Source organism: Methylophilus methylotrophus DSM 46235 = ATCC 53528 (assembly GCF_000378225.1).
GTDB lineage: Bacteria > Pseudomonadota > Gammaproteobacteria > Burkholderiales > Methylophilaceae > Methylophilus > Methylophilus methylotrophus.
The window spans coordinates 38,848-60,602 of sequence record NZ_KB905144.1 but is presented as its reverse complement, the minus strand read 5'-3'; the positions used below and the strand labels follow the sequence as shown (position 1 = coordinate 60,602).

Here is a 21,755-nt window from a genome sequence, read left to right as displayed (position 1 = left end):
CCAGGGAATAGGATGGAGTCTTTAGCTAATAAAGCAAAAGCGCTTTTTAAGCATGGCAACTTTGAGCAAGGAGTGCTTAAAGTGGTTTTTGTCTATGCAGTCGTATCGGCTTTATATATCTGGCTGTCAGACTCCTTTGTCAGCTTGTTGTTCAAAGAGCCGGAAAAAATTACTCAGGTCAGTATCTTAAAAGGTTGGCTGTTTGTAGGCCTGACCACCCTTTTGTTGTACGTGCTGGTCAAGAGGCTATTGCACAGAGTGCTGGTGTTACAGGCAGCAGAGCACAAAGCTCTAGAAGAACTGTCTACAAGTGAAGCGATCTATCGCTCCCTGACTGAGCAGGTTCCGGCGATTATCTATCGTGCCAATATCAACGATGCAAGTTCAAATGTATATGTCAGTCCTAAAGTACTTGAGCTTGGATATACTGTAGAAGAATGGCTGAGTTCGACTGAGGCCTGGATGGAGAAGATCCACCCAGAAGACAGGCTTGTGGCCATCAAGGCCTTGGAGGATGCCCATCAGAAGAAAACGGGTTTCTCATGCGAGTACAGGCTCAGAGCAAAAAATGGTGAGTGGCGAATCTTTCATGATGAAGCTGTTTATATAGAAGATGAGCATAATCATATTAGCTACCTGCAGGGGATTATGTGGGATATTACAGAGCGAAAAGCGCTTGAGTCCCGCATGCGTCAATTGTCACAGGCCATAGAACAGTCGCCCGTGAATACAATTATCACCAACCTAGACGGTCACATTGAGTACGTAAATAAAGCTTTTGAAATTAATAGCGGTTATACCGCAGCCGAGGTGTTAGGAAAAAAACCGGGGTTCAGGGCTTCGCATAAGACTCCAAAATCCTCTATAGAGGCATTGTGGGACAGCTTGCTGCAAGGCAAGGTCTGGCACGGTAGCTTTGTCAACCTTCGTAAAGATGGTACTGAATATGTAGAGCAGGCCGTGGTCGCACCGGTGCGGGACGACAAAGGCAACATCACGAATTACCTGTCTGTGCAGCAGGACATCACTCTGCAAAGAAAAGCGGAAGAAGAGGCTTACCGATTAGCGAATTACGACACACTCACAGGCTTGGCGAACCGCAACTTGCTGATCAGTCATTTAACCCAGCATTTATTATCTTCTGAGCGTCACATGCAAAATGACATTCTGATGCTGATCAATATTGATAATTTCAAGCATTTGAATGATGCGCGTGGCCATCGCTTTGGTGACGATTTGCTGAAAAATGTTGCGCAGAGCTTGATAGATTTGAAGTTTGATCACGCCATGATCGCCCGTTATGGTGGGGATGAGTTTGCCATTCATATTCATCATCCTTTGTCGTACGAAGGAAGCATGATGCATCATGCAGCCACGATTGTTGGCAACGTTTCCAAAGTGATCATGCAACCGTTTAATATTCAAGGTACACCGCTACATATTACAGCTAGTATCGGCGTGAGCCTTTTTCCAGAGGCCAATAATGATACCGCGCTGACGGTATTAAAGAATGCAGATACAGCACTGCATATTGCCAAACAGCGAGGCGGTAATCAAACCGTATTTTTTGAGTCTCCCATGGCGCAGGCGGTTGAAAAGTATTACCAGATAGAGCGTGACTTGCACGATGCCTTGCATAATCAACAGCTGCAGTTGTATTTTCAGTCTCAGGTCAATGCCTCGGCCGAGATCGTTGGAGCAGAAGCGTTACTGAGGTGGAAACATCCGGAGCAAGGATTTATCCCGCCCAATATTTTCATTCCTGTGGCTGAAGACTCTATCCTGATTACGCATATTGATCATTTTGTCCTGCACGAGGTATGCAAGCTACTGGTCTCTCCCCGCTTGCAAACATTCCAATACAGGATATCGGTCAATATCAGTCCACGAACATTCAGGCAGCACACGTTTACCGATTCAATAAAGCAGATGCTCTCAATCTATGGTTTGAGTGGAGACAGGATTACGCTGGAAGTAACTGAAGGCATGGTGTTAAATAACGTTGAAGAGGTTATCCAGAAGATGAAGATGCTCAGTAGTCTGGGTATCCATTTTTCGATAGATGATTTTGGGACCGGATTTTCATCTTTAGCTTACCTTAAAAAACTACCCGTGCATGAGCTTAAAATAGATAAGACCTTTGTCCAGGACGCGCCAACCAATCAGAGTGATGAAGTGTTAATTGACGCCATCCTTGCCGTCGCCCAAAAGTTAGATTTGAGGGTTGTCGCCGAAGGCGTGGAGACAGAGGCACAATCTATCCTGTTAAACGCAAAGGCTGAAGTCGTGCAACAGGGATATTTGTTTTCCAGACCACAACCGATCGATAGCTGGCTGTTGGAAATTAACCGTGTAAAGACCAATACACCTCTATAAATGGTGATTATGGCCACCACCATACACTGCTGGTAAATTAGCTCTTTTCTGCGTGCTGCTCAAACTTCTCATACGCATTAATAATTTTCTGCACCAACGGATGCCGTACCACGTCTTGAGACATAAACTGGGTAAAGGCGATACCTTTCACTTCTTTGAGAATCTTTTGCGCTTCGACCAAGCCACTTTTCTGGTGACGTTGCAGGTCAATCTGTGTCACGTCGCCGGTAATCACGGCTTTGGTGCCAAAGCCGATGCGGGTTAAGAACATTTTCATTTGCTCTGGCGTAGTGTTTTGCGCTTCATCCAGAATAATAAAACTCTGGTTGAGCGTGCGGCCGCGCATATAAGCGAGCGGGGCGACTTCAATCGCGCCGCGTTCAAACATTTTGTTCACGGTGTCATAACCAGCCAAGTCATACAAGGCGTCATACAGCGGACGTAGGTAGGGGTCGACTTTCTGATTTAAATCGCCGGGCAAGAAGCCCAGGCGTTCGCCTGCTTCTACGGCCGGGCGCACTAATACGATTCTTTTCACGCGGTCACGGGTCATGGCATCCACTGCACTGGCGACAGCCAGATAGGTTTTACCTGTACCCGCTGGGCCGATGCCAAAAGTGATGTCATGGTCTTGTATCTGTTGCAAGTAGCTGACCTGGCGCGGGGTGCGACCATGCAGGTCGCCGCGTCGCGTCATCAGTACAGGCATGGCACTGCTGGCGACTTCTTCAGGTTTCAGTTTGTCGATCTCTACCAGACCGAGTTGAATATCTTCAAGCTCAATCGGCTTTTTTGAGCGTGCATAAAAATTCTCTAGCATTTGTACGCCCAGGCGCATATTGGTTTGCGTGCCGCTTAGGTAGAACGTGCTGCCACGGCGGTTGATGTCGATATCCAGGCCATTGGCGAGTTGGCGGATATTTTCATCGAGCGGACCACACAGGTTGGCCAGCATCAGGTTGTCTTCAGGGCTGAGGGTAATTTCCATGCTTAATTCACTATTTCGCCGACCAGGCGTTTGGGGTTATAGACGTCGGTAATTTTTACTTGGACCATTTGATGGATAAAACGTGCATCGGCAGCAATATCTACCACGCGGCCGTTGTCGGTTTTACCCGCCAGCAGGTTAGGGTCTTTCCATGATGGTCCATCAATTAGCACACGTTGCACCGTGCCCAGCATGGCGCGGCTGATCGCATCGCCATTCGCTTCGTTTTCGGTTTGCAGCTGCTTAAGCCAGGCCGCTTTGTTTGCTTGCGGTGTTTCGTCGGGCAGGTAGCTGGCTGGGGTGCCGGGGCGGGGGCTGTATAAAAAGCTAAAGCTGTAATCAAAACCGACATCGCGCATGAGTTTGAGCGTGGCCTGAAAGTCTTTTTCGGTTTCACCAGGAAAGCCGACAATGATGTCGCTGGTGATGGTCAGGGCCGGATTGGCCGCTTTCAGCTTGCGGATCAGGCCTTTGTATTGCAAGACCGTGTAGTTGCGTTTCATGGCCATTAAAATGCGGTCGCTGCCTGCCTGTACTGGCAGGTGCAATTGGTTGGACAGCTTGGGCACCGTCGCATGGCACGCAATCAGACGCTCACTCATTTCATTCGGGTGGCTGGTGGTGTAGCGGATACGCTCGATTTGCGGGATTTCTGCGATGGTTTCAATCAATAGTGGCAAATCGGCTTCAATGCCTTGATAAGGCACGCGGTAGGCGTTCACGTTCTGGCCGAGTAGCGTGATCTCTTTGACGCCTTGCTCAGCCAACTGAATCGCCTCGGTAATGACGTCTTCAAACGGACGCGAGAACTCTTCGCCACGGGTGTAAGGCACTACGCAAAAGCTACAATATTTGCTGCAGCCTTCCATAATGCTTAAGAAGGCGGTGGCCCCTTCGACGCGAGGGGGCGGCAAATGGTCAAACTTTTCAATCTCAGGGAAGGCAATGTCTACCTGCGGCTTGTCGGCAGCCTGTTTTGCTTTGATCAGCTCTGGCAGACGGTGCAGAGTTTGCGGGCCGAACACCACATCGACATAGGGCGCGCGCTGAATGATGGCTTCGCCTTCCTGGCTGGCCACGCAGCCGCCAACCCCAATCACCAGGTTGGGATTTTTTTCTTTGAGCGGGATCATGCGGCCGAGATGGCTAAACACCTTGTCTTCTGCTTTTTCGCGGACTGAACAGGTATTCAGCAGGATCACATCTGCTTCTTCCATGTTCTCGGTTTGCGTCATGCCTTCATGCTCGCGCATCAGGTCTATCATACGTGACGCATCGTATTCGTTCATTTGGCAACCAAACGATTTAATGAATATCTTTTTTCCGCTCTCGTGCTTCATTGAACGCTAAATTTCTCACAAAAACAGTATTTTAGCGTATTTGCAGGGGAAACCCCAGCCAAGACAACGGACTGCGGTAAAATACACTTTTCTTATCGAAGCCTTCTCTGCATGCAAGCTTTACCGATCTTTTTCAATATTGCGCAACGCCCTTGTATCGTCATCGGCGGTGGCGATGTCGCGACGCGCAAGGTGATCATGTTACGCAAGGCGCAAGGACAGGTCACCGTGATTTCGCCCGAGTTGTGCGAAGAATTGCGGGAGATGCATGCCCAGGGAGAAATTGACTACGTGCCTGCTGAGTTTCATGCCGAACAGCTGAGCAGTGCGTGTCTGGTGATTGCTGCCACCGATGATGAGGCGGTCAATGAGGCGGTGTCAGTAGCGGCCAAACGCCTGAAAATCCCTGTGAATGTTGTCGATGCGCCTGCGTTATGCACGTTTACCATGGGTTCAGTGATCGACCGTAGTCCGGTGGTGATCGCGATTTCGAGTGAAGGCAATGCGCCGGTGTTGGCGCGGCATATTCGTAGCAAAATCGAAACCATGCTGCCCGCGGCTTATGGCCGCATTGCCGCCATTGCGGGAGAGTTTCGCGACCAGGTGAAAGCCAAATTTTCCAATCTGCCCGCGCGGCGCCGATTCTGGGAGGATGTGTTGAATGGTCCGCTGGTGGAGCGCGTGTTGTCTGGGCAGGAGCAGGCGGCGCGTGAATTGTTGGGGGAGTTGTTAAGTCAGCAGCAGGATGCTCCCACGCGCGGCGAGGTGTACCTGGTGGGCGGTGGTCCGGGGGATCCCGATTTACTAACCTTTAGAGCCTTGCGGCTGATGCAGCAATGCGATGTGTGCGTGTATGACAAGCTGGTGAGCAAAGAGGTGATGGAGTTGGTACGCCGGGATGCGGAGCTGGTGTATGTCGGCAAGTCACGTGACCAACACACTTTGCCGCAAGAAGAGATTAATGCCTTACTGGCCAAGCTGGCGCTGGAGGGCAAGCGGGTGTTGCGCTTAAAAGGCGGCGACCCGTTTATTTTTGGCAGGGGCGGCGAAGAGATTGAGACGCTGATGCAGCATGGTGTGCCATTCCAGGTGGTGCCAGGTATCACGGCGGCCAATGGGGTTTCGAGTTATGCCGGGATTCCACTCACGCACAGGGACTATGCCCAGGCCTGTTTGTTTATTACCGGCCATCTTAAAGATGGCACCATAGACCTCGATTGGCAAGCCATGGCACGCCCCAAGCAAACCGTGGTGATTTATATGGGGCTGGTGGGTCTGGAGCAGATTTGCAGCAAGCTGATTGCACAAGGCGTGTCGCCAGAGATGCCGGCGGCAGTGATCCAGCAGGGTACTACGCAGAAGCAGCGGGTAGTGGAGTCTACGCTACAGCATCTGGCTGCAGATGTTGCGGCAGCCGGGTTGAAGCCGCCTAGCCTGACGATCATTGGTGAAGTGGTGAAGTTGAGGTCACGCCTCAACTGGTTTACGCCGACTGAATAAAGATCAGGTATTCGGCAGAATAGGTAGCGAAAGTCGGGCTTCCAGTCCGCCTTCAGGCCGGTTAAGCAGTGCCAGCTGGCCGCCATGCAAGGCGGCAATGCGGTTGCAGATGGCTAATCCTAAGCCACTGCCTCCTTCATATTTGTTTCGTGCGCTATCCATACGCTCAAATGGGCGAAGTAAGCGCTCTGCGTGTTCGGGAGGAATGCCGGGTCCATTGTCGAGCACGCTGATCACAATCTTGTCGGCCATCACCTGGCTGCGCACCTCGACCTTACCTTTGCCATAGTTATAGGCGTTGCCAACCAGATTGTCGAGCAGTCGTTGCATGGCCAGTGGACGAATGGGGATAAAGTATTTGGGTCCTAATGAGATTTTAAGCTCACGGCCAGCACGACGTTGCCGTTCCGCCAGGGCGTTAAGCAAGTCGTTAATGTCCATCATGCGTGTGGGCTCGCCTTCCACACCGCGCACAAAATCCAGAAACTGGTGGATGATATTGTCCATATCGGAAATGTCTTCAATCATGCCCTGTTTCATATAGTCGGCTTCTTGCGGTAGCATTTCTATTGCCAGCCGCAGGCGTGCTAGCGGCGTGCGGATATCGTGCGATACACCTGCCAGCAGCAAAGTACGTTCTGCATCCAGGCGTGCCAGGGATTCCGCCATTTCGTTAAAGGTGTGTGTCACTTCGCGTAGTTCTTCCACGCTATCTACTGGCAGTTTGGGCGCAGGCTCGCCATTACGTAGCCGTTCTGCGGCATGTACCAGCATGGTCAGCGGCCGGTTGATGCGGGCTGTCAGCAAATACCCCCCCACTAATGACAGCAAGCCGACCACGGCGGCCCATCCCAGCCAATGCCAGGGAAAGGGGCGATCCACCTGGATTTTTGGGATCACGACCCAGAAATCATCCTGGCCGAGATTAAAGCTGATCCACAAGCCAGGGATATCGTAATGGTTGACAGTGATAATGGTTTCTTCGCCCAGCCGTTCACGGATTTTGAGCGCCACCAGGTTAATGAAAGGATCTGCCGGTAAGGGCTCAATATCTTCCAAAAAGTCTGCAGCATAAACACGTACGCCTTCACGCCCGGACAGCTCTGATAGAAGTGCCAGGCGACGGTTTTCATGTGAGGCAATCAGCGATGCGCGGGTATAGTTCACAATGGTGACGGCCTGCAGGGCTGCCGCCGTAGCACGCGGTTCGCGATCAAAGTAATCAAATATTTTAAGCGATGCGTAAATACTGACGGCCAGCAAAATGGCAATCAGTAACATGATTCTGGACAGCAGTCTGCGGGGCAGTAAACGCACTGGGGCTAGGGCGGAGACAGAGGGTTATTGTGGCGCTTCGCCATCCGGGATGAACACATAACCAAAGCCCCACATGGTTTGCAGATAACGAGGGTGTGCTGGATCGGGCTCAATAATTCGGCGCAGGCGTGACACTTGTACATCTATGCTTCGATCAAATACATCCAGTTCGCGCCCGCGGGCCAGTTGCATCAGGCGGTCACGGGACAGTGGCTGGCGCGGGTGTTCGGTAAACACTTTTAATAGGGTGAATTCACCACTGGTAATCGTAATAGGTGCGCCATTTTTGGTGAGACTGCGGGTATTGGTATCAAACACAAAGTCGCCGAACTGGAAGGCTGACGTCTTTTCTTCTGTCGCGGTCTTGGGCGTGATTTCGTGGCGACGTAACACAGCGTTGATACGGGCAAGCAGTTCACGTGGGTTAAACGGTTTTGGCAGGTAATCATCTGCCCCCATTTCCAGACCAACGATACGGTCAACTTCGTCGCCGCGAGCGGTGAGCATGATGATGGGTGTGAGATGGTTAGAGCCACGCAGGCGGCGGCAAATCGCCAGGCCATCTTCACCCGGTAGCATGAGGTCGAGAATCAATAAATCAAAACTCTCGGCAGACATGGCCTTGTCCATTTCCTTGCCATCGGAAACCGATTTGATATTGAATCCTTGTTCTGTGAGGTAGCGCTGTAATAGCTCTCGCATACGCAAATCATCATCGACCATCAAGATTTTTTTTAACTGTTCTGCCATTACGTACCTTTTTACACAGAAGCGGGCGTGCTTGTTAACGCACTAGATTGCTATCAGGCTGACCTGATATTGGACAGGGGAAAACGGCGGGGCCGTAAACTTATTGTTAATAATTATACTCTAAGCTCTGACGGGCATGAAGTGGGAGCAGTTACAACTTGGTTACAAATAGCGTCAGCGATGAAATATTGCAGTTACAATCATGATGCATGATGCTTTGCTCAAAATCGCGAAACCGCTTTGAACAAAGTGCTATTTTGTGTTAAATAAGTGGATTGAGCGGCCATATTTGCGCTATGGTAAGCCGCCTGAGACAAACTCAGGCAATATCAGCCATGTTAATCATGCTAGTTTCACTTTTGAAAACGGTTGTTTAAAAAGAAGTCCTGGTGAAACGGCAGTAAGGTATTACGTTTGGATGTGGATATTTAGAGCGATCAGACATTTGAAGCATGTGTTTTTGCTGACAACACTCATGTTGCTGGCATTCCCTGTATTTGCAGATCTCAAATTACCTATCCGGCTCACGGATAGTCGCGTTATAGAGAATGATGATGTCGGCCTCTCCAAAACCCTGGAGCATAATTTTAGTCCGGAGGACCGCGCACGCTTGCGCAAGGCATTGTCTGATTACGCACGCAATACAGACCCTGACCACCAACTCATGTTGCAAAAACGCAAGGCTATGCATGACAGCATTTCGCAGCGTTTTAATGAATGTAACCGCGATAATGATGATTCACTGGACCGTGAAGAGGCTACGCTGTGTTTGCCGCAGGTCGCCCGCCATTTTTCCTATGTAGATCTCGATAACAATGGGGTGATTACGCTGGATGAGCTTGAGACTGCTTATGCCAAGATGGTGGAAAGGCAACGGGAAGCGGAAGCCAAAAGCGAAGCCCAGCAAAGTATCGTCAGTGACTCAGACATTGACACGCGGTCCAGAATAAAATCCAAGTCCACTTCATCAGTCATTCCTGCCAATAGTTCTGCAAGCTCCAGCAGCAAGGACGTTTCGGCCGTACGCAAACATCCTAGCTAGCGTGAATGCTTCTTTACCACATGCCAACGGCTATTGAGGCGTGTCCGCCATCTGGCGCCTCTTTTCTCTTCTGCTAAGCAAGCATGGATATCAGCCAGTTATCGTTTGTCTGGTATCGCGGATTGCAGGAAATCTCACCTGTCGCCTGGCAGGCAGTGGCCGGACATCATCCCATGCTGGATTACCGGTTTTTGTTTGCCTTTGAATCATCAGCTGCTGTGGGCGAGCAAACCGGTTGGATTCCCTATCATTTGGCAGTGTTTGATGGCGAGCAATTGCTAGCTGCTGCGCCTTGTTACCTCAAAACACATTCTTATGGGGAGTATGTATTCGACTGGTCCTGGGCGGATGCCTATGAACAAGCGGGGGGGCAATATTATCCCAAGCTGATTTCCGCCATTCCATTTTCCCCAGTGACAGGCCCGAGATTACTGATGCATCCTCGCTATGCCAACCCACAAGCGCTGGGATCAGCCATGTTGTCGCACATGCGGGCCTTATGCCAAGAACATGGGTTGTCTGGTGCGCATGTATTGTTCCCTGACCCGATATCCGCCAGTGAATGTGCAGACGCCAACTGGTTACGGCGTAACGGGGTGCAATTCCGTTGGGAGAATGCGGGTTACCCGGATTGGGAAACATTTCTCGCCTTACTCAGCCGCGACAAACGCAAGAAAATCCGCCAGGAGCGCAATAAAGTCTCCCAGCAAGGCGTGTCTTGCCGTGAGGTCAATGGTCATGACGTGAGCAAGGCAGAGCTGGCCTTATTTTATCAATGCTACTGCAATACCTATTATCGGCATGGCAGCAGTCCTTATTTGCCGCTGGCTTTTTTTGAGCAGATCAGCCGCGACATGCCAGAACAGTTCAGGCTGTTTATCGCGGCGCAAAATGGCGATGATGTTGCGACCAGCTTGTGTATATTAGGCAGCGACACATTATATGGCCGATACTGGGGTAGCCTGCGCGAGATATCCTGCCTGCATTTTGAACTGTGTTACTACCAGCCACAGCTGTTTTGTATCCGCCATGGCATCCGCTATTTTGAAGGCGGTGCGCAGGGGGTGCATAAACTGGCGCGTGGTTTTGCGCCTTACCCTACCTGTTCTTACCATTATTTAAACCATGCTGATTTTCACCAAAGCGTGGCCCGTTTCCTGGCACGCGAGGCGGGAACGATGCAACATTACGTGGACGAACTCGAAGAGCGTAGTCCCTATAAAGTCACGTCCTCGCCCGCTTAAGTTTTACGGCCAAGCATTACCATGGAATCAGATTGCTATCATAGGCAATAAACTGGCCAGATTGCTCGCAAGTTAGATGTTCGATCACCTGCCGCAACCCGCGCACACTGGTTGTCGTGTCAATTAGTCCATTCGGGCCGCCCATATCTGTGCGTACCCAGCCTGGGTGAAGTGCTGCGACCGCAATATTGAATTCCTTCAAGTCCAGGGCCAGGCTTTTGACAACCATGTTCAAGGCCGTTTTGCTGCTGCGGTAAATGTATTCACCACCACTGCTGTTGTCTTCTATGCTACCCATCTTGCTGGTCATGGCAATTAATTTGGCCTGACTGGCGCGCCTAAGTTGGGGCAAGAAGGCTTCTGCCAGGTAATAGGTCGTCAGGGTGTTGACCTGAAACGCATGCAACCAGGCCTGTGGATCTGTTTTGCCAAATCTGCTTTCAGGATAGATGCCTGCGTTACTGATTAAAATATCCACGGTAATGGCGGACAATTGGCCGGCCAGGTCGCGGATGGTGGTGATGTCAGCCACATCCAGTGTTAATACCACTACGTTGGAGTACTCGGCAGCCAGTTGCTGCAATGATGTTGCCTGGGCGGGGTCTCTCACAGTGGCGTATACCTGGCTGCCACTTTCGGCATATTGCTTTACATATTCCAGTCCGATACCACGATTGGCACCAGTGATTAAAATCGTTTGTGCTGCCGTCGTTTGAATTGCCATCGTTCACCTCATTTCATGTAATCAGTTGAATCTGGGATATGATGGAATTTTACGCTGGTTTGTATGCCAGAGTGATATCTTTGCAATCGCTATGGAGTGTTGAGTGAATGGATGTGGCTAAGTACGGAGCAAAAGTGTACGGAGCAAAAGTGGGTCTCTGGATTGGGCTGGGTTTGATCTGTTTTGCCACCCAGGTGATGGCGGGCGCAGGGGATGTCAGTAAAAAAATCTTGTCCAGGCCTTCCCTGTTAAAGCCTGAAGATGTGGCGGTGATTTACAACATTAACGATGCACAGAGTGAAGAAGTTGCCCGCTATTATTTGCAGGCCAGGCAAGTGCCGATAGAAAACCTGATTGGGGTGGAGTTACCCAGGCATGCCAAGGATGCACTGAGCGTCGCGGAATTTGAATCCCTGAAAACGCAACTGGACGCCAAACTGACCCACCAGCAAGTGTTGCTACTGGTTTGGCGTACACCTTTTGCTGTGCAATGCAACAGCCTGACCAGCGCCCTGACATTAGGTCTGGATCTCAATCAGTGCCGTAAAACCTGTGATCCAGGCCGCGACAGCCCTTACTTTAACAGCGCGTCATTGCGGCCATGGGCAGACCATCATCTGCGGTTGTCCATGCTGTTGCCGATTACCAGTGTAGAGGCTGCCAAGGCTCTCATTGATCGCGGGGTGCTCAGTGAGTTTAGCCTTAATGAGGCGGATGGTTATTTTCTTAAAACACGTGATGCGGCGCGCTCCAAGCCACGTGAACCTTTTTTTCCGCAAGATGGCATGACCATTAAATCCAAAAAACTGACTTTGCATACCTTGAGCCAGGAAGCGATTGAAAAGCAGTCTGCGGTCATGTTTTATTTCACCGGTCAAAAACAGGTGGATTACATGCTGACCAATAGCTATTTGCCGGGTGCGATTGCCGATCATCTGACTTCAGCAGGAGGGGTGTTGGGCAGTTACAATACGCAGATGCCAGCTAGCCGCTGGCTGGATGCGGGCGTGACAGGTAGCTATGGCACCGTTTCCGAGCCATGTAATTATTGGCAGAAGTTTCCCAATCCGCAAATCGTATTAGGGCATTATCTGGCGGGTGAAACCCTGGTGGAAGCATACTGGAAAAGCGTCAAGTGGCCCATGCAAGGTTTGTTTATAGGGGAGCCTCTTGCCAAACCTTATGCCAAAAGTGCTCCCTTCACAGAGGAGTAAGCTACAGGATGATTAAAGGTGTCATCATCCTGTCATCGCGTGCAAACGGGATTGTCGTATAATCGCGCCATTGATGTGTTGAGAATGGCTCGTGCAAGATATTCGTTGGAAAGCATTCTGGAATCTGCTGTTTTGGGCGTTTTGTTGCCTGATGATTGGCTGGTTTACCCGTGCAGAAACGGCCTGGTTACTGTTTATAGTGGGCACATTGGCTTACCTGGCCGCACATGTTTATTGGATTCACCGCTTATATCAGTGGGCGCTCAAGCCCAGCCTTAACTTTATTCCTAATGGTAAGGGTATCTGGGAAGATATTTTTGCCAATCTTTACCATGAAATGCGCCGCCACTCTCGTAGCCAGAGCCAGCTCAGCAGTACCCTTGAGCGCTTGCGGCATGCGACCAGTGCCTTGCCCGATGGCGTTGTCGTACTCAATAATCGTAATGAAATCGAATGGTTTAACGAGCCTGCCATCCAGCGACTGGGATTGAAGCGGCATCATGATGAAAACCAGCCAATCTATTATTTATTGCGGCAGGCAGAGTTTGTGGAGTACTTGCAGGCGGAAGATTACAGCGAGCCTCTCAAGCTTAAATCCTGGCGTAGCCCTGATGTGACACTGGAATTACAGATTATTCCATTCGCTAGCAAACAGCGTCTGCTGATCTGTCGTGATGTATCGGCCATTGAAAAAACCGAGGTCATGCGGCGTGATTTTATCGCCAACGTCTCGCATGAATTGCGTACGCCATTAACAGTCATAGGCGGCTTCCTGGAAACGATAGGCGATATGCAAGGTGAAATCTCACCCGATATCCAGCCTTATTTTGACATGATGCAATCGCAGACGACGCGTATGCGCCGCATTATTGAAGATTTGCTGACGTTGTCTCGTTTGGAAAACAACGTCACGCTCAAGGATGAAACCGATATTGCCATGCCAGCCTTGCTGAGGCAGTTGCAAAAAGATGCGCAAGCCCTGAGTCAAGGGCAGCACACCGTGACATTGCACATGGAGACTAAAGTGAATATCCGCGGCAGCTACAATGAGCTGTTAAGCGCATTAAGCAACCTCACCAGCAATGCCGTGCGCTATACCCCCGAACATGGAAAGATCGATATCTACTGGCAATTGCGTGGTGAAGAAGCCGTGTTTACGGTGCAGGATACCGGTATAGGCATAGAGGCGCAGCATTTGCCACGCTTGACTGAGCGTTTTTACCGCGTAGATAGTGGACGCAGCCGAGATACTGGCGGTACGGGCCTGGGTTTGTCCATCGTCAAGCATATCCTGCATCACCATCAGGCCAGCCTGCACATTGAGAGTAAGCCAGGTGAGGGTAGTCGCTTCCAGATCATGTTTCCTGCACAGCGGGTATTGCCTGCATGAGACCGTTCGGCCTCAGTATATTTATCTTACTGCTGGCCGGATGCAGCACAACACCCAGCGTTGGCTATGTGGATTCGCCGAATGGACGTCCGATACCGGCGCGGCAAGACCGCAATACCTTACACCAACTGGTCAAAACTGACCTCGATCGTCTGGCAGATATCGAATACGCCGAGAATGCCAGTACCTTGCGTTTGCTCATGCTCAAGATGTATAAGCGCAATCCGGCGGAAGCGCACAAGTCTGGCTTGGGTACGGCGGAACAGATCGCTGACTATGTGTTCGAGCAGGCTGCTGTCCATCACTGGCAGTTTGATGCATTGGGTGGCGCCCAGGATACTGCCGCTATTAAGCTGGCATTAACCCCGCAATATAGCGGTGACCGCGTGCTGGCATTGGTGGTGGGCATGCAGTCCATGTTATTCCGGGCGCATGGTAATAGGTCAGCTTTTTTTCTGACGGATAGCATAGAACCGCAAAATTTGTATAATGCGGCCAGGAATATCGAAATTGCAGTATGGAAACTGGCCAATGCCAGAAATGCGCAGGGTGAGTTATTGCTGCTGACGAACAGCCAGCCGGGCGAAGTGCAGAACCTCAGCTTTGAGCGTGAATTCAGCAAACTGATTGCTCGTACGGATTTGCTCGCACTGACACTGGCAGAAAAGTCTCAACGCTTTATTTCGCGGCTGACTCAAAGTATCAGTACTGCTCCTTTCCTCCCTTTCAGATGACTGAATCATGCAACAAGCACTGACCCTACTCAATGGTTTGACCCCTGCCCAATTTATGGCGGAATACTGGCAAAAGAAACCCCTGCTGATCCGTGGCGCCATGCCGGATTTCAAGGGGCTGCTTGATCCTAGTGAGTTGGCAGGCCTGGCGTGTGACGCCGAGGTGCCTTCCAGGCTGATCCAGTTTGATCCTGCACGTCAACAGGAGGGGCGTGGCTGGCAAGTGACACAGGGGCCATTTGATGACGAAGACTTTGCCGCACTTCCGGCACAGCATTGGACATTGCTGGTGCAGGGTGTGAACCACGTCTTGCCCGAAGCACAAGCCTTGTTGTCGCAATTCAGTTTTATCCCAAATGCCAGACTGGATGATGTCATGGTCAGTTATGCGCCTACCGGGGGTGGCGTTGGTGCGCATATTGATAGTTACGATGTTTTTTTATTGCAGGGCGCAGGAAAACGCCGATGGCGCATCAGTCAGCAAACTGATCTGCGGCTCATCCCTGATGCCCCTTTGCGTATCCTGTCGCACTTCGAGTGTGAGCAGGAGTGGGTGCTGGAACCTGGTGACATGCTTTACCTGCCGCCTAATGTCGCGCATTGGGGCATTTCAGAAGACAATGATTGCATGACCTATTCAATTGGTTTCCGTGCCCCTGCGGCACGCGAGTTGGCTATTGAGTTCCTCGAGGCTTGTCGACAGGAAAACCTGCCGGATGAGCTTTATCGTGATCCTGATTTACAACCCGTCACAGATGCGTCGTCGGTCAATGAGGAGATGGTCAATCATGTGGCCGACATGATGCGTCGATTGCCCTGGCAAGTAGAGCAATTAGGACCATTTCTCGCCAAATATTTTTCTGAACCCAAGGCGTATGTGGTGTTTTCGCCGAATCGCAAACTGAGCTTGGAAAAGTTCAAACAACGTGCTGCGCAAAATGGAATAGTATTGGACCTGCAAACCCAGATGTTGCACTGGCAAGGACACTATTTTATCAATGGTGAGAGTGTCCCGCAGATGGATGCTAATCTATTGAATATATTGGCCAATCGCCGGCAATTGGCCGTGTCCCTGTGCCAGGGGGATGCGCTGGATTCGCTAATGCCCTGGTTGCATGAGGTGTACCAGGCCGGTTATGTGCATATGGCTGAAAAAAACGGTTAATTACATTGGTAACAAACTATTTATTCTGGTTTTTTGTGAGAAAACCACAAGGATTAGACGCTGACATAAAAAAATCCTTTGTTTTTCACTGGATTTGCGTTCTTTTTTTAATCAATTGCTGATACAATTTTTTTCACTCGGCTGGTTCTCATCCAGAGAATTGTCCGTAAATAATTTTTTGCTCATACATACTAAGGAAATAAAGATGACACGTTCTGCATTGTTGGCTGCATTGTTGGCTTTGGCTTTGACTGCTTGTGGTGAAAAACCAGCTGAAGAAGCGCCTGCTGCTGAGGCACCTGCTGCTGAAGCTGCTCCTGCTGAAGAAGCTAAGTAATCCAGACTACAGTAATCTGGTTTTACTTAAATTGTTAGTAAAAATCTAGTTTACTTAGATGTAGAAAAGCCGACGTGAGTCGGCTTTTTTATTGGTCTTTTCCGGACAGTGCCGCGAAGAGTGAATCAGGCTGCGGTTTTGAGCGGGGTCAATTCGTTGGCAATCTGGCAGATGCGGATAAAGTCGTCTGCTACCAGGGAGGCGCCGCCGATCAGGCCGCCATCTACATCGGGCATGCTCAATAGTTGTGCGGCATTGCCAGGATTCATACTGCCACCATACAGCAAGGTAATGTCCTCGGCGGCTTTTGTGTCCAGTAATTCAATATGGCCACGGATAAAAGACAAAATGGCTTGTGCATGCTGTGGAGTGGCTGCTCTGCCTGTACCTATGGCCCACACTGGCTCATAGGCAATCACGCCTTTTGATAGCGCCTCGATGCCGACATGCGCAATCACCGGGTTGAGTTGCCGTACCACGACAAGGTCAGTTTCGCCTTGCTCGTATTCTTCCAAGGTTTCACCGATGCACAAAATGGGCGTGAGGCCGGCCTTGAGCGCGGCTTCAAAACGTTCTCCGCAGGTTTCATCACTATCGTGACCGCGTTGACGCCGTTCTGAGTGACCGATAATCACATAGCTGCAGCCAAACTCCTTGAGCATGAGCGGTGAGACCGAGCCCGTATAGGCGCCTTTTTCATAGCGGCTCATGTTTTGCCCACCCCAGGCAATATGGCTGTCTTGCAGCACTTGCTGTGCCTGGAACAGGTACGGATGCGGCGGGCATACCGCATAACGTGCCTTATGATGGCGGGTTTGTTGCAATAGCGTTTGCATAAACTGCTGATTGTCTGGCAAGTTGCCGTGCATTTTGCGGTTGGCAACCACCAGCTTGGAGCGATTTGTCATCACACCGTTTCCTTTAAGGGTTTTCTTTCTATAATAACGAATATTTTACAGAAAACTTAACGGTATGCCCCAACTGGATTTTTCCCTGCAACTGGCCTCGCAAGCGGCTGGTATTCCTTCAGCCAGCCAATTCAGGCGTTGGGTACGCGCTGCATTGCGGGTGGAAACCAGTCTAGCGATCCGGATTGTGGATGAGGAAGAGGGCCGTCAACTAAATGCAAGTTATCGCGGCAAGGATTACGCGACCAATGTATTGACCTTTCCGTTGACGGAACAGCCATTGCTGATGGGGGATATTGTCATTTGTGCGCCTGTGGTTGCACGTGAGGCTATGGAGCAGGGGAAATCCTTGTTGGCACATTATGCGCATATGACGGTGCACGGTGTCTTGCACCTGCATGGCTATGATCACGAAATTGATGCGCAAGCCGATTTGATGGAAGCGATGGAAGTGGCTGCACTGCACAAGCTCGGTTTTGCCAATCCTTATGCAGAATAGTCTTTGATCCCATGCGGCAAATCGTTACAATCCCTGCATGGACAACATTGCACATCTGCAGGTCAAAATCAAAGGCGAGACACTCTCCGAGTTGCCGCAAGACCTGTATATTCCGCCAGATGCGCTCGAGGTTTACCTGGAGACGTTTGAAGGCCCCCTGGATTTGTTGCTCTACCTGATCCGCAAACATAATCTGGATATCCTGGATATTCCCATGGCTGACCTCACGGTGCAGTATATGGCCTATGTGGAAAAGATGAAGGCCATCAAGCTCGAATTAGCGGCGGAATATCTATTAATGTCCGCCATGCTCATTGAGATCAAGTCGCGTATGTTATTACCCAAGCCGACCGAGGTCGAGGAAGAGGATGATCCCCGCGCCGAACTCGTCAAGCGCCTGATGGAATATGAAGCGATCAAGCTGGCTGCGCAGCGACTGGATGCGATGCCCAAAGTCGGGGAAGAGATTGATGTCGCAGCGGCGTATTACCAGCATATCAGCCAGGTGAAACCGCCAGAAGTCAGCCTGGATGATCTGGTGGAAGCCTGGCGCAATGTGCTCAAGCGCGCCAAATTGAACCAGCATCATAAGTTAGGGCGAGCCGAGCTTTCTGTGCGTGAGCATATGAGTTTGTTATTGCGTAGGTTAAGTACGATGCAAGTGCTGCGATTTGATGAACTGTTTGACCTGCAAACCGAAGGCATCCCCAAACTGGTCGTGAACTTCCTCGCCATGCTTGAGCTTGCGAAAGAAGGCTTGATACGCATTACCCAGCAGGAAGCGTTTGGAACGATTTATGTGCAAGCCAATAGCTCGAGTTAGGATCCGCCATGCGTGAGCCGGACAGTATCGAGGAAATGAAGCGCATCCTAGAAGCGGCTTTGCTGACTTCACCGCAGCCATTAGCGCTGGAAGATTTGCTCAAGCTGTTTGCCGGGCGCATGGAGCGTGCCACCTTGCGCATGCTGCTTGATGAGTTGAAGGCGGACTGGGTGGACAAGACTCTGGACTTGGTGCAAGTGGCTAGCGGTTATCGCTTCCAGGCCAAGGCTGAATATAGCGAGTATCTCTCACGCCTGAATCCTGAACGTCAACCAAAGTATTCGCGGGCGGTCATGGAAACGCTGGCAATTATTGCTTACCGGCAACCTGTGACACGGGGCGATATTGAGCAGATTCGTGGGGTTGCGGTGAATCCTAACGTGATTCGCCAATTGCAGGAGCGGGACTGGATAGATGTGGTCGGCCAGCGCGAAGTTCCCGGCAGACCCTCACTCTATGCCACCACCAAACATTTTCTGGATGACTTGAATTTACGATCCCTGGCGGAATTGCCACCATTTGAAGCCTTTGCCCAAACCGAAATTCCGCTGGAGTAGCAGAAACCAGCCTAGTCTTAGAGCAGGAGATTGCGTCATCTGCTTTGCGGACGTTGTCACTCAGCCGTGTGTGGAGTGAAGTGGCAGAGATTGCCAAAATGGGGAATTGGCGCAAGGAGAGTTGCGCCAACCCGTTTATACAGCTTGTCGCAGATTAGTGGTGATGACCACCGGCGCCATGTACGTGTTGATGCGCAATTTCTTCCTGGTTTGCTGAGCGTACGCTGGCAATGGTCGCCGTAAACAGCAAGCGTTGACCAGCCCAGGGATGGTTGCCGTCGACGACGACTTTGCCGTCAGCAACGTCAGTAATGGTGTATAAAATGACATCGCCTGTTTCGTCTTCACCCTCAAACTGCATACCAACTTTGAGGTCATTACTTGGAAAGGCGCTTGCTGGTTCGATTTGCACCAGGCCCTCATCATACTCACCGAATGCATCTTCCGGGTCCAGGCTGACTTCTACCACGTCGCCCACGTTTTTGCCATGCATGGCTTCTTCCACTTTAGGGAAAATGTTGTCATAACCACCATGCAGATAAGCCACCGGATCCTTGCTTTCTTCCAGGATGTCGCCATCGCTATTTTGCAGTTTGTAGGTCATGGTGACCACGGTATTCATTGCTACTTGCATGTATAAAATCCTAAAGTTCTTTAATAAAACAATATTCTAAAGGATATTGTAGCGGTGGTGTCATTCTTGGTGATGATAATGTCGTCCATACAGTTTGCGCCATTGCCACGGTGGCAATGGATTCGACTGTTGCCATAAGCCTAATGCTTGTTGTTGGGCCTGTTTTTGCAAGACTTGCAATTCGTAGCGCCTGGAATAACGCTGGTTAAACCAGGCCATCCCCAATGCGATTTGAGATTGACTGGCATCCTGCTTGCCGCAGGATAAATGCCCCAGCGTCCTGCCATAGATGTCCTGTCCTTGTGGTTGGACCGAGATGGAAGTATTCAGGCAAAGTTGTGCCATGCTGCGTTTGGATTGTTTGCCAAAGGCTTGATGCAGCTCGGGCGCATCAATATCCAACAAGCGCAAGTGATAGTATCGCGACTCTTCGCGAATGATGACAGTGTCGCCATCAAGCACTTTTTCCAATACAGGCTGTGCATGGGAGTTGGCGTAGTATGCGAGCAGGCAGCATAGAAGCCAGGCTTGGTTCATCCCCCGCTGATCTTAATCCAGCAGGCTGGTGTAGTTGTCCGGTGTAAGCACGGTAGGAATCGCTTCCGGTAGCAAGTCAGGATAGTCTTTGCTGTAGTGCAGGCCGCGGCTTTCGTGGCGTTCGATCGCGCTACGTACGATGAGCTCTGCGACCTGAAGCAGGTTGCGCAGTTCAATCAAGTCGTGGCTGACTTTAAAGTTGCTGTAAAACTCACCCACTTCATCTCTCAGCATATGGATACGGTGCAGGGCGCGGCTCAGGCGCTTAGTCGTGCGCACAATGCCCACGTAGTTCCACATAAACCGCCGTAACTCGTCCCAGGTATGGGTAATCAACACTTCTTCGTCAGCATCGGTGACGCGGCTTTCATCCCAGTCTGGTAGGGAGATGGTTGGTTGCGCCCCCAGAGTTTCAATGTCTTGCGCACAGCTTTGGCTAAACGCCAGGCATTCCAGTAAGGAGTTGCTGGCCAGGCGGTTTGCGCCATGCAACCCTGTGCAGGCAGTTTCACCAATGGCATACAGGCAATCAATGTCGGTCCGGCCGTGCATGTCAGTCATGACCCCGCCGCAGGTGTAATGTGCAGCCGGGACGACCGGGATAGGCTGTTTGGTGATATCAATACCTAATTGCAGACAGCGCTGGTAAATATTTGGAAAATGGGACTGGATAAATTCGGCTGGCTTGTGGCTGATATCCAGGTAGACACAATCCAGGCCGCGTTTTTTCATTTCGAAGTCGATGGCGCGAGCCACCACATCACGAGGGGCCAGTTCAGCGCGCTCATCATGCCAAGGCATAAAACGCGTGCCATCTGGCAGTAGTAGCAATCCACCTTCGCCACGCAACACCTCTGAGATCAAAAACGATTTGGCATGCGGATGGTAAAGGCAGGTGGGGTGAAACTGCACAAATTCCAGGTTGGCTACCCGGCAACCGGCCCGCCATCCCATCGCAATCCCGTCACCGGTACTGATGTCTGGGTTGGTGGTATATAAGTAGACCTTGCCTGCGCCGCCTGTTGCCATCACGGTGTATTGTGCGGAGAGAGTAATCACCTTGCCGGACTGGTTGTTGAGCACATAGGCGCCCAGGCAACGGTTGGGGCCGTCCGTTGCGGTCTGCTTGAAGAGTTTATGCGTGGTGATCAGATCGACTGCAATGTGATGTTCAAGGATGGTGATATTCGGGTGCTCGCGCACACGGTCGGTCAAGGTTGTCTGCACCGCTTGTCCGGTGGCATCAGCGACATGCACCACGCGGCGATGGCTATGGCCGCCTTCACGCGTCAGGTGCAGGCGGTCATCTTCAGCCTCGCGGGTAAAATTAACCCCTTGCTGTAATAACCATTCAATACTGGCACGGCCATTGGTGACCACCATGCGCGTGACCTCGCTGTCACATAATCCAGCGCCGGCATCCAATGTATCTTTAATATGGGCTTCTACTGAATCCTCGTTGTTAAGAACTGCAGCAATCCCCCCCTGCGCCCAGTTGCTGGCACTCATGGTTAATTCACGTTTGCTCAGTATGCATACCCTATGATTATCTGCCAGGCGTAAGGCCAATGACTGGCCTGCCAGACCACTGCCAATAATCAGCACATCGAACATTTTATTCATAGGATGGTGGGGTCAATGGAACTTTGAAGAGATGTTCAGGACATATCAATTGC

Annotated in this window: 21 protein-coding genes; 12 read left to right on the top strand and 9 right to left on the bottom strand. The window is 50.9% G+C overall.

Annotation, left to right across the window (positions count from 1 at the left end; genetic code table 11):
- Positions 1 to 12: 12 nt before the first annotated feature.
- Positions 13 to 2,376, top strand: coding sequence for a bifunctional diguanylate cyclase/phosphodiesterase (locus tag F463_RS14310; RefSeq protein WP_018987017.1), 2,364 nt, complete (start codon positions 13 to 15; stop codon positions 2,374 to 2,376).
- 37 nt (positions 2,377 to 2,413) lie between these two features.
- On the opposite strand, the gene F463_RS0110350 is transcribed toward F463_RS14310, so the two are convergent.
- A complete protein-coding gene (locus tag F463_RS0110350; protein WP_018987016.1) occupies positions 2,414 to 3,364 on the bottom strand; it encodes a PhoH family protein in 951 nt (316 codons plus the stop codon).
- A gap of 2 nt (positions 3,365 to 3,366) precedes the next feature.
- Positions 3,367 to 4,704, bottom strand: coding sequence for a tRNA (N6-isopentenyl adenosine(37)-C2)-methylthiotransferase MiaB (gene miaB, locus F463_RS0110345; protein WP_033413405.1), 1,338 nt, complete (start codon positions 4,702 to 4,704; stop codon positions 3,367 to 3,369).
- A 111-nt stretch (positions 4,705 to 4,815) separates the two neighbouring features.
- Between miaB and cysG the strand changes: the two genes are divergently transcribed.
- Positions 4,816 to 6,204, top strand: coding sequence for a siroheme synthase CysG (gene cysG, locus F463_RS0110340; RefSeq protein WP_018987014.1), 1,389 nt, complete (start codon positions 4,816 to 4,818; stop codon positions 6,202 to 6,204).
- A gap of 3 nt (positions 6,205 to 6,207) precedes the next feature.
- Here cysG and F463_RS0110335 read toward each other — a convergent pair whose 3' ends face one another.
- Together F463_RS0110335 and ompR are read right to left on the bottom strand one after the other, a co-directional pair.
- A complete protein-coding gene (locus F463_RS0110335) occupies positions 6,208 to 7,485 on the bottom strand; it encodes a sensor histidine kinase (RefSeq protein WP_018987013.1) in 1,278 nt (425 codons plus the stop codon).
- Positions 7,486 to 7,545: 60 nt separating this feature from the next.
- On the bottom strand, positions 7,546 to 8,271 hold the full coding sequence (gene ompR / locus F463_RS0110330; RefSeq protein WP_018987012.1) for an osmolarity response regulator transcription factor OmpR: 726 nt from the start codon (positions 8,269 to 8,271) through the stop codon (positions 7,546 to 7,548).
- A gap of 454 nt (positions 8,272 to 8,725) precedes the next feature.
- Between ompR and F463_RS0110325 the strand changes: the two genes are divergently transcribed.
- Both F463_RS0110325 and F463_RS0110320 read left to right on the top strand, forming a co-directional pair.
- Positions 8,726 to 9,313 (top strand): EF-hand domain-containing protein, encoded by a 588-nt coding sequence (locus F463_RS0110325; RefSeq protein ID WP_245545215.1) that lies wholly within the window; start codon positions 8,726 to 8,728, stop codon positions 9,311 to 9,313.
- 83 nt (positions 9,314 to 9,396) lie between these two features.
- Complete coding sequence (locus tag F463_RS0110320) at positions 9,397 to 10,557, top strand: GNAT family N-acetyltransferase (protein ID WP_018987010.1); 1,161 nt, start codon at positions 9,397 to 9,399, stop codon at positions 10,555 to 10,557.
- A 16-nt stretch (positions 10,558 to 10,573) separates the two neighbouring features.
- Here the strand turns inward: F463_RS0110320 and F463_RS0110315 are convergent, their stop codons facing one another.
- Positions 10,574 to 11,281 (bottom strand): SDR family oxidoreductase, encoded by a 708-nt coding sequence (locus F463_RS0110315; RefSeq protein WP_018987009.1) that lies wholly within the window; start codon positions 11,279 to 11,281, stop codon positions 10,574 to 10,576.
- A gap of 107 nt (positions 11,282 to 11,388) precedes the next feature.
- Between F463_RS0110315 and F463_RS0110310 the strand changes: the two genes are divergently transcribed.
- The 5 genes from F463_RS0110310 to F463_RS15280 all read left to right on the top strand — a co-directional run bounded on the left by F463_RS0110310 (position 11,389) and on the right by F463_RS15280 (position 16,121).
- Positions 11,389 to 12,495: a TIGR03790 family protein gene (locus F463_RS0110310; RefSeq protein WP_018987008.1), complete on the top strand. Its 1,107-nt coding sequence runs from the start codon at positions 11,389 to 11,391 to the stop codon at positions 12,493 to 12,495.
- Positions 12,496 to 12,586: 91 nt separating this feature from the next.
- Complete coding sequence (phoR, locus tag F463_RS0110305; protein ID WP_026295503.1) at positions 12,587 to 13,885, top strand: phosphate regulon sensor histidine kinase PhoR; 1,299 nt, start codon at positions 12,587 to 12,589, stop codon at positions 13,883 to 13,885.
- A complete protein-coding gene (locus F463_RS0110300; protein WP_018987006.1) occupies positions 13,882 to 14,619 on the top strand; it encodes a hypothetical protein in 738 nt (245 codons plus the stop codon). Before phoR ends, F463_RS0110300 begins: the two co-directional genes overlap by 4 nt.
- Before the next feature lie 7 nt (positions 14,620 to 14,626).
- Entirely contained in the window at positions 14,627 to 15,784 is a 1,158-nt protein-coding gene (locus F463_RS0110295) for a cupin domain-containing protein (protein WP_018987005.1), read from the top strand.
- A gap of 205 nt (positions 15,785 to 15,989) precedes the next feature.
- Positions 15,990 to 16,121 carry a hypothetical protein gene (locus tag F463_RS15280; protein WP_018987004.1) on the top strand — a complete coding sequence of 44 codons (132 nt, stop codon included), beginning with the start codon at positions 15,990 to 15,992 and terminating at the stop codon, positions 16,119 to 16,121.
- A gap of 125 nt (positions 16,122 to 16,246) precedes the next feature.
- Here F463_RS15280 and tpiA read toward each other — a convergent pair whose 3' ends face one another.
- Positions 16,247 to 17,029 (bottom strand): triose-phosphate isomerase, encoded by a 783-nt coding sequence (gene tpiA, locus F463_RS0110285; RefSeq protein WP_018987003.1) that lies wholly within the window; start codon positions 17,027 to 17,029, stop codon positions 16,247 to 16,249.
- Positions 17,030 to 17,093: 64 nt separating this feature from the next.
- On the opposite strand from tpiA, the gene ybeY reads away from it, so the two are divergent.
- The 3 genes from ybeY to scpB are packed head-to-tail and all read left to right on the top strand — an operon-like array spanning position 17,094 to position 18,908.
- Entirely contained in the window at positions 17,094 to 17,528 is a 435-nt protein-coding gene (gene ybeY, locus F463_RS0110280) for an rRNA maturation RNase YbeY (protein WP_018987002.1), read from the top strand.
- Positions 17,529 to 17,565: 37 nt separating this feature from the next.
- Positions 17,566 to 18,351, top strand: coding sequence for a segregation and condensation protein A (locus tag F463_RS0110275; RefSeq protein ID WP_018987001.1), 786 nt, complete (start codon positions 17,566 to 17,568; stop codon positions 18,349 to 18,351).
- 8 nt (positions 18,352 to 18,359) lie between these two features.
- Complete coding sequence (gene scpB / locus F463_RS0110270) at positions 18,360 to 18,908, top strand: SMC-Scp complex subunit ScpB (RefSeq protein WP_018987000.1); 549 nt, start codon at positions 18,360 to 18,362, stop codon at positions 18,906 to 18,908.
- A gap of 154 nt (positions 18,909 to 19,062) precedes the next feature.
- Here the strand turns inward: scpB and F463_RS0110265 are convergent, their stop codons facing one another.
- From F463_RS0110265 to nadB, 3 genes are read right to left on the bottom strand one after another with little or no spacing between them, the layout of a single operon-like run.
- Positions 19,063 to 19,542: an FKBP-type peptidyl-prolyl cis-trans isomerase gene (locus F463_RS0110265; protein WP_026295502.1), complete on the bottom strand. Its 480-nt coding sequence runs from the start codon at positions 19,540 to 19,542 to the stop codon at positions 19,063 to 19,065.
- A 60-nt stretch (positions 19,543 to 19,602) separates the two neighbouring features.
- On the bottom strand, positions 19,603 to 20,079 hold the full coding sequence (locus F463_RS0110260) for a thermonuclease family protein (RefSeq protein WP_018986998.1): 477 nt from the start codon (positions 20,077 to 20,079) through the stop codon (positions 19,603 to 19,605).
- A 12-nt stretch (positions 20,080 to 20,091) separates the two neighbouring features.
- On the bottom strand, positions 20,092 to 21,702 hold the full coding sequence (gene nadB, locus F463_RS0110255) for an L-aspartate oxidase (protein WP_026295501.1): 1,611 nt from the start codon (positions 21,700 to 21,702) through the stop codon (positions 20,092 to 20,094).
- Positions 21,703 to 21,755: the final 53 nt, after the last annotated feature.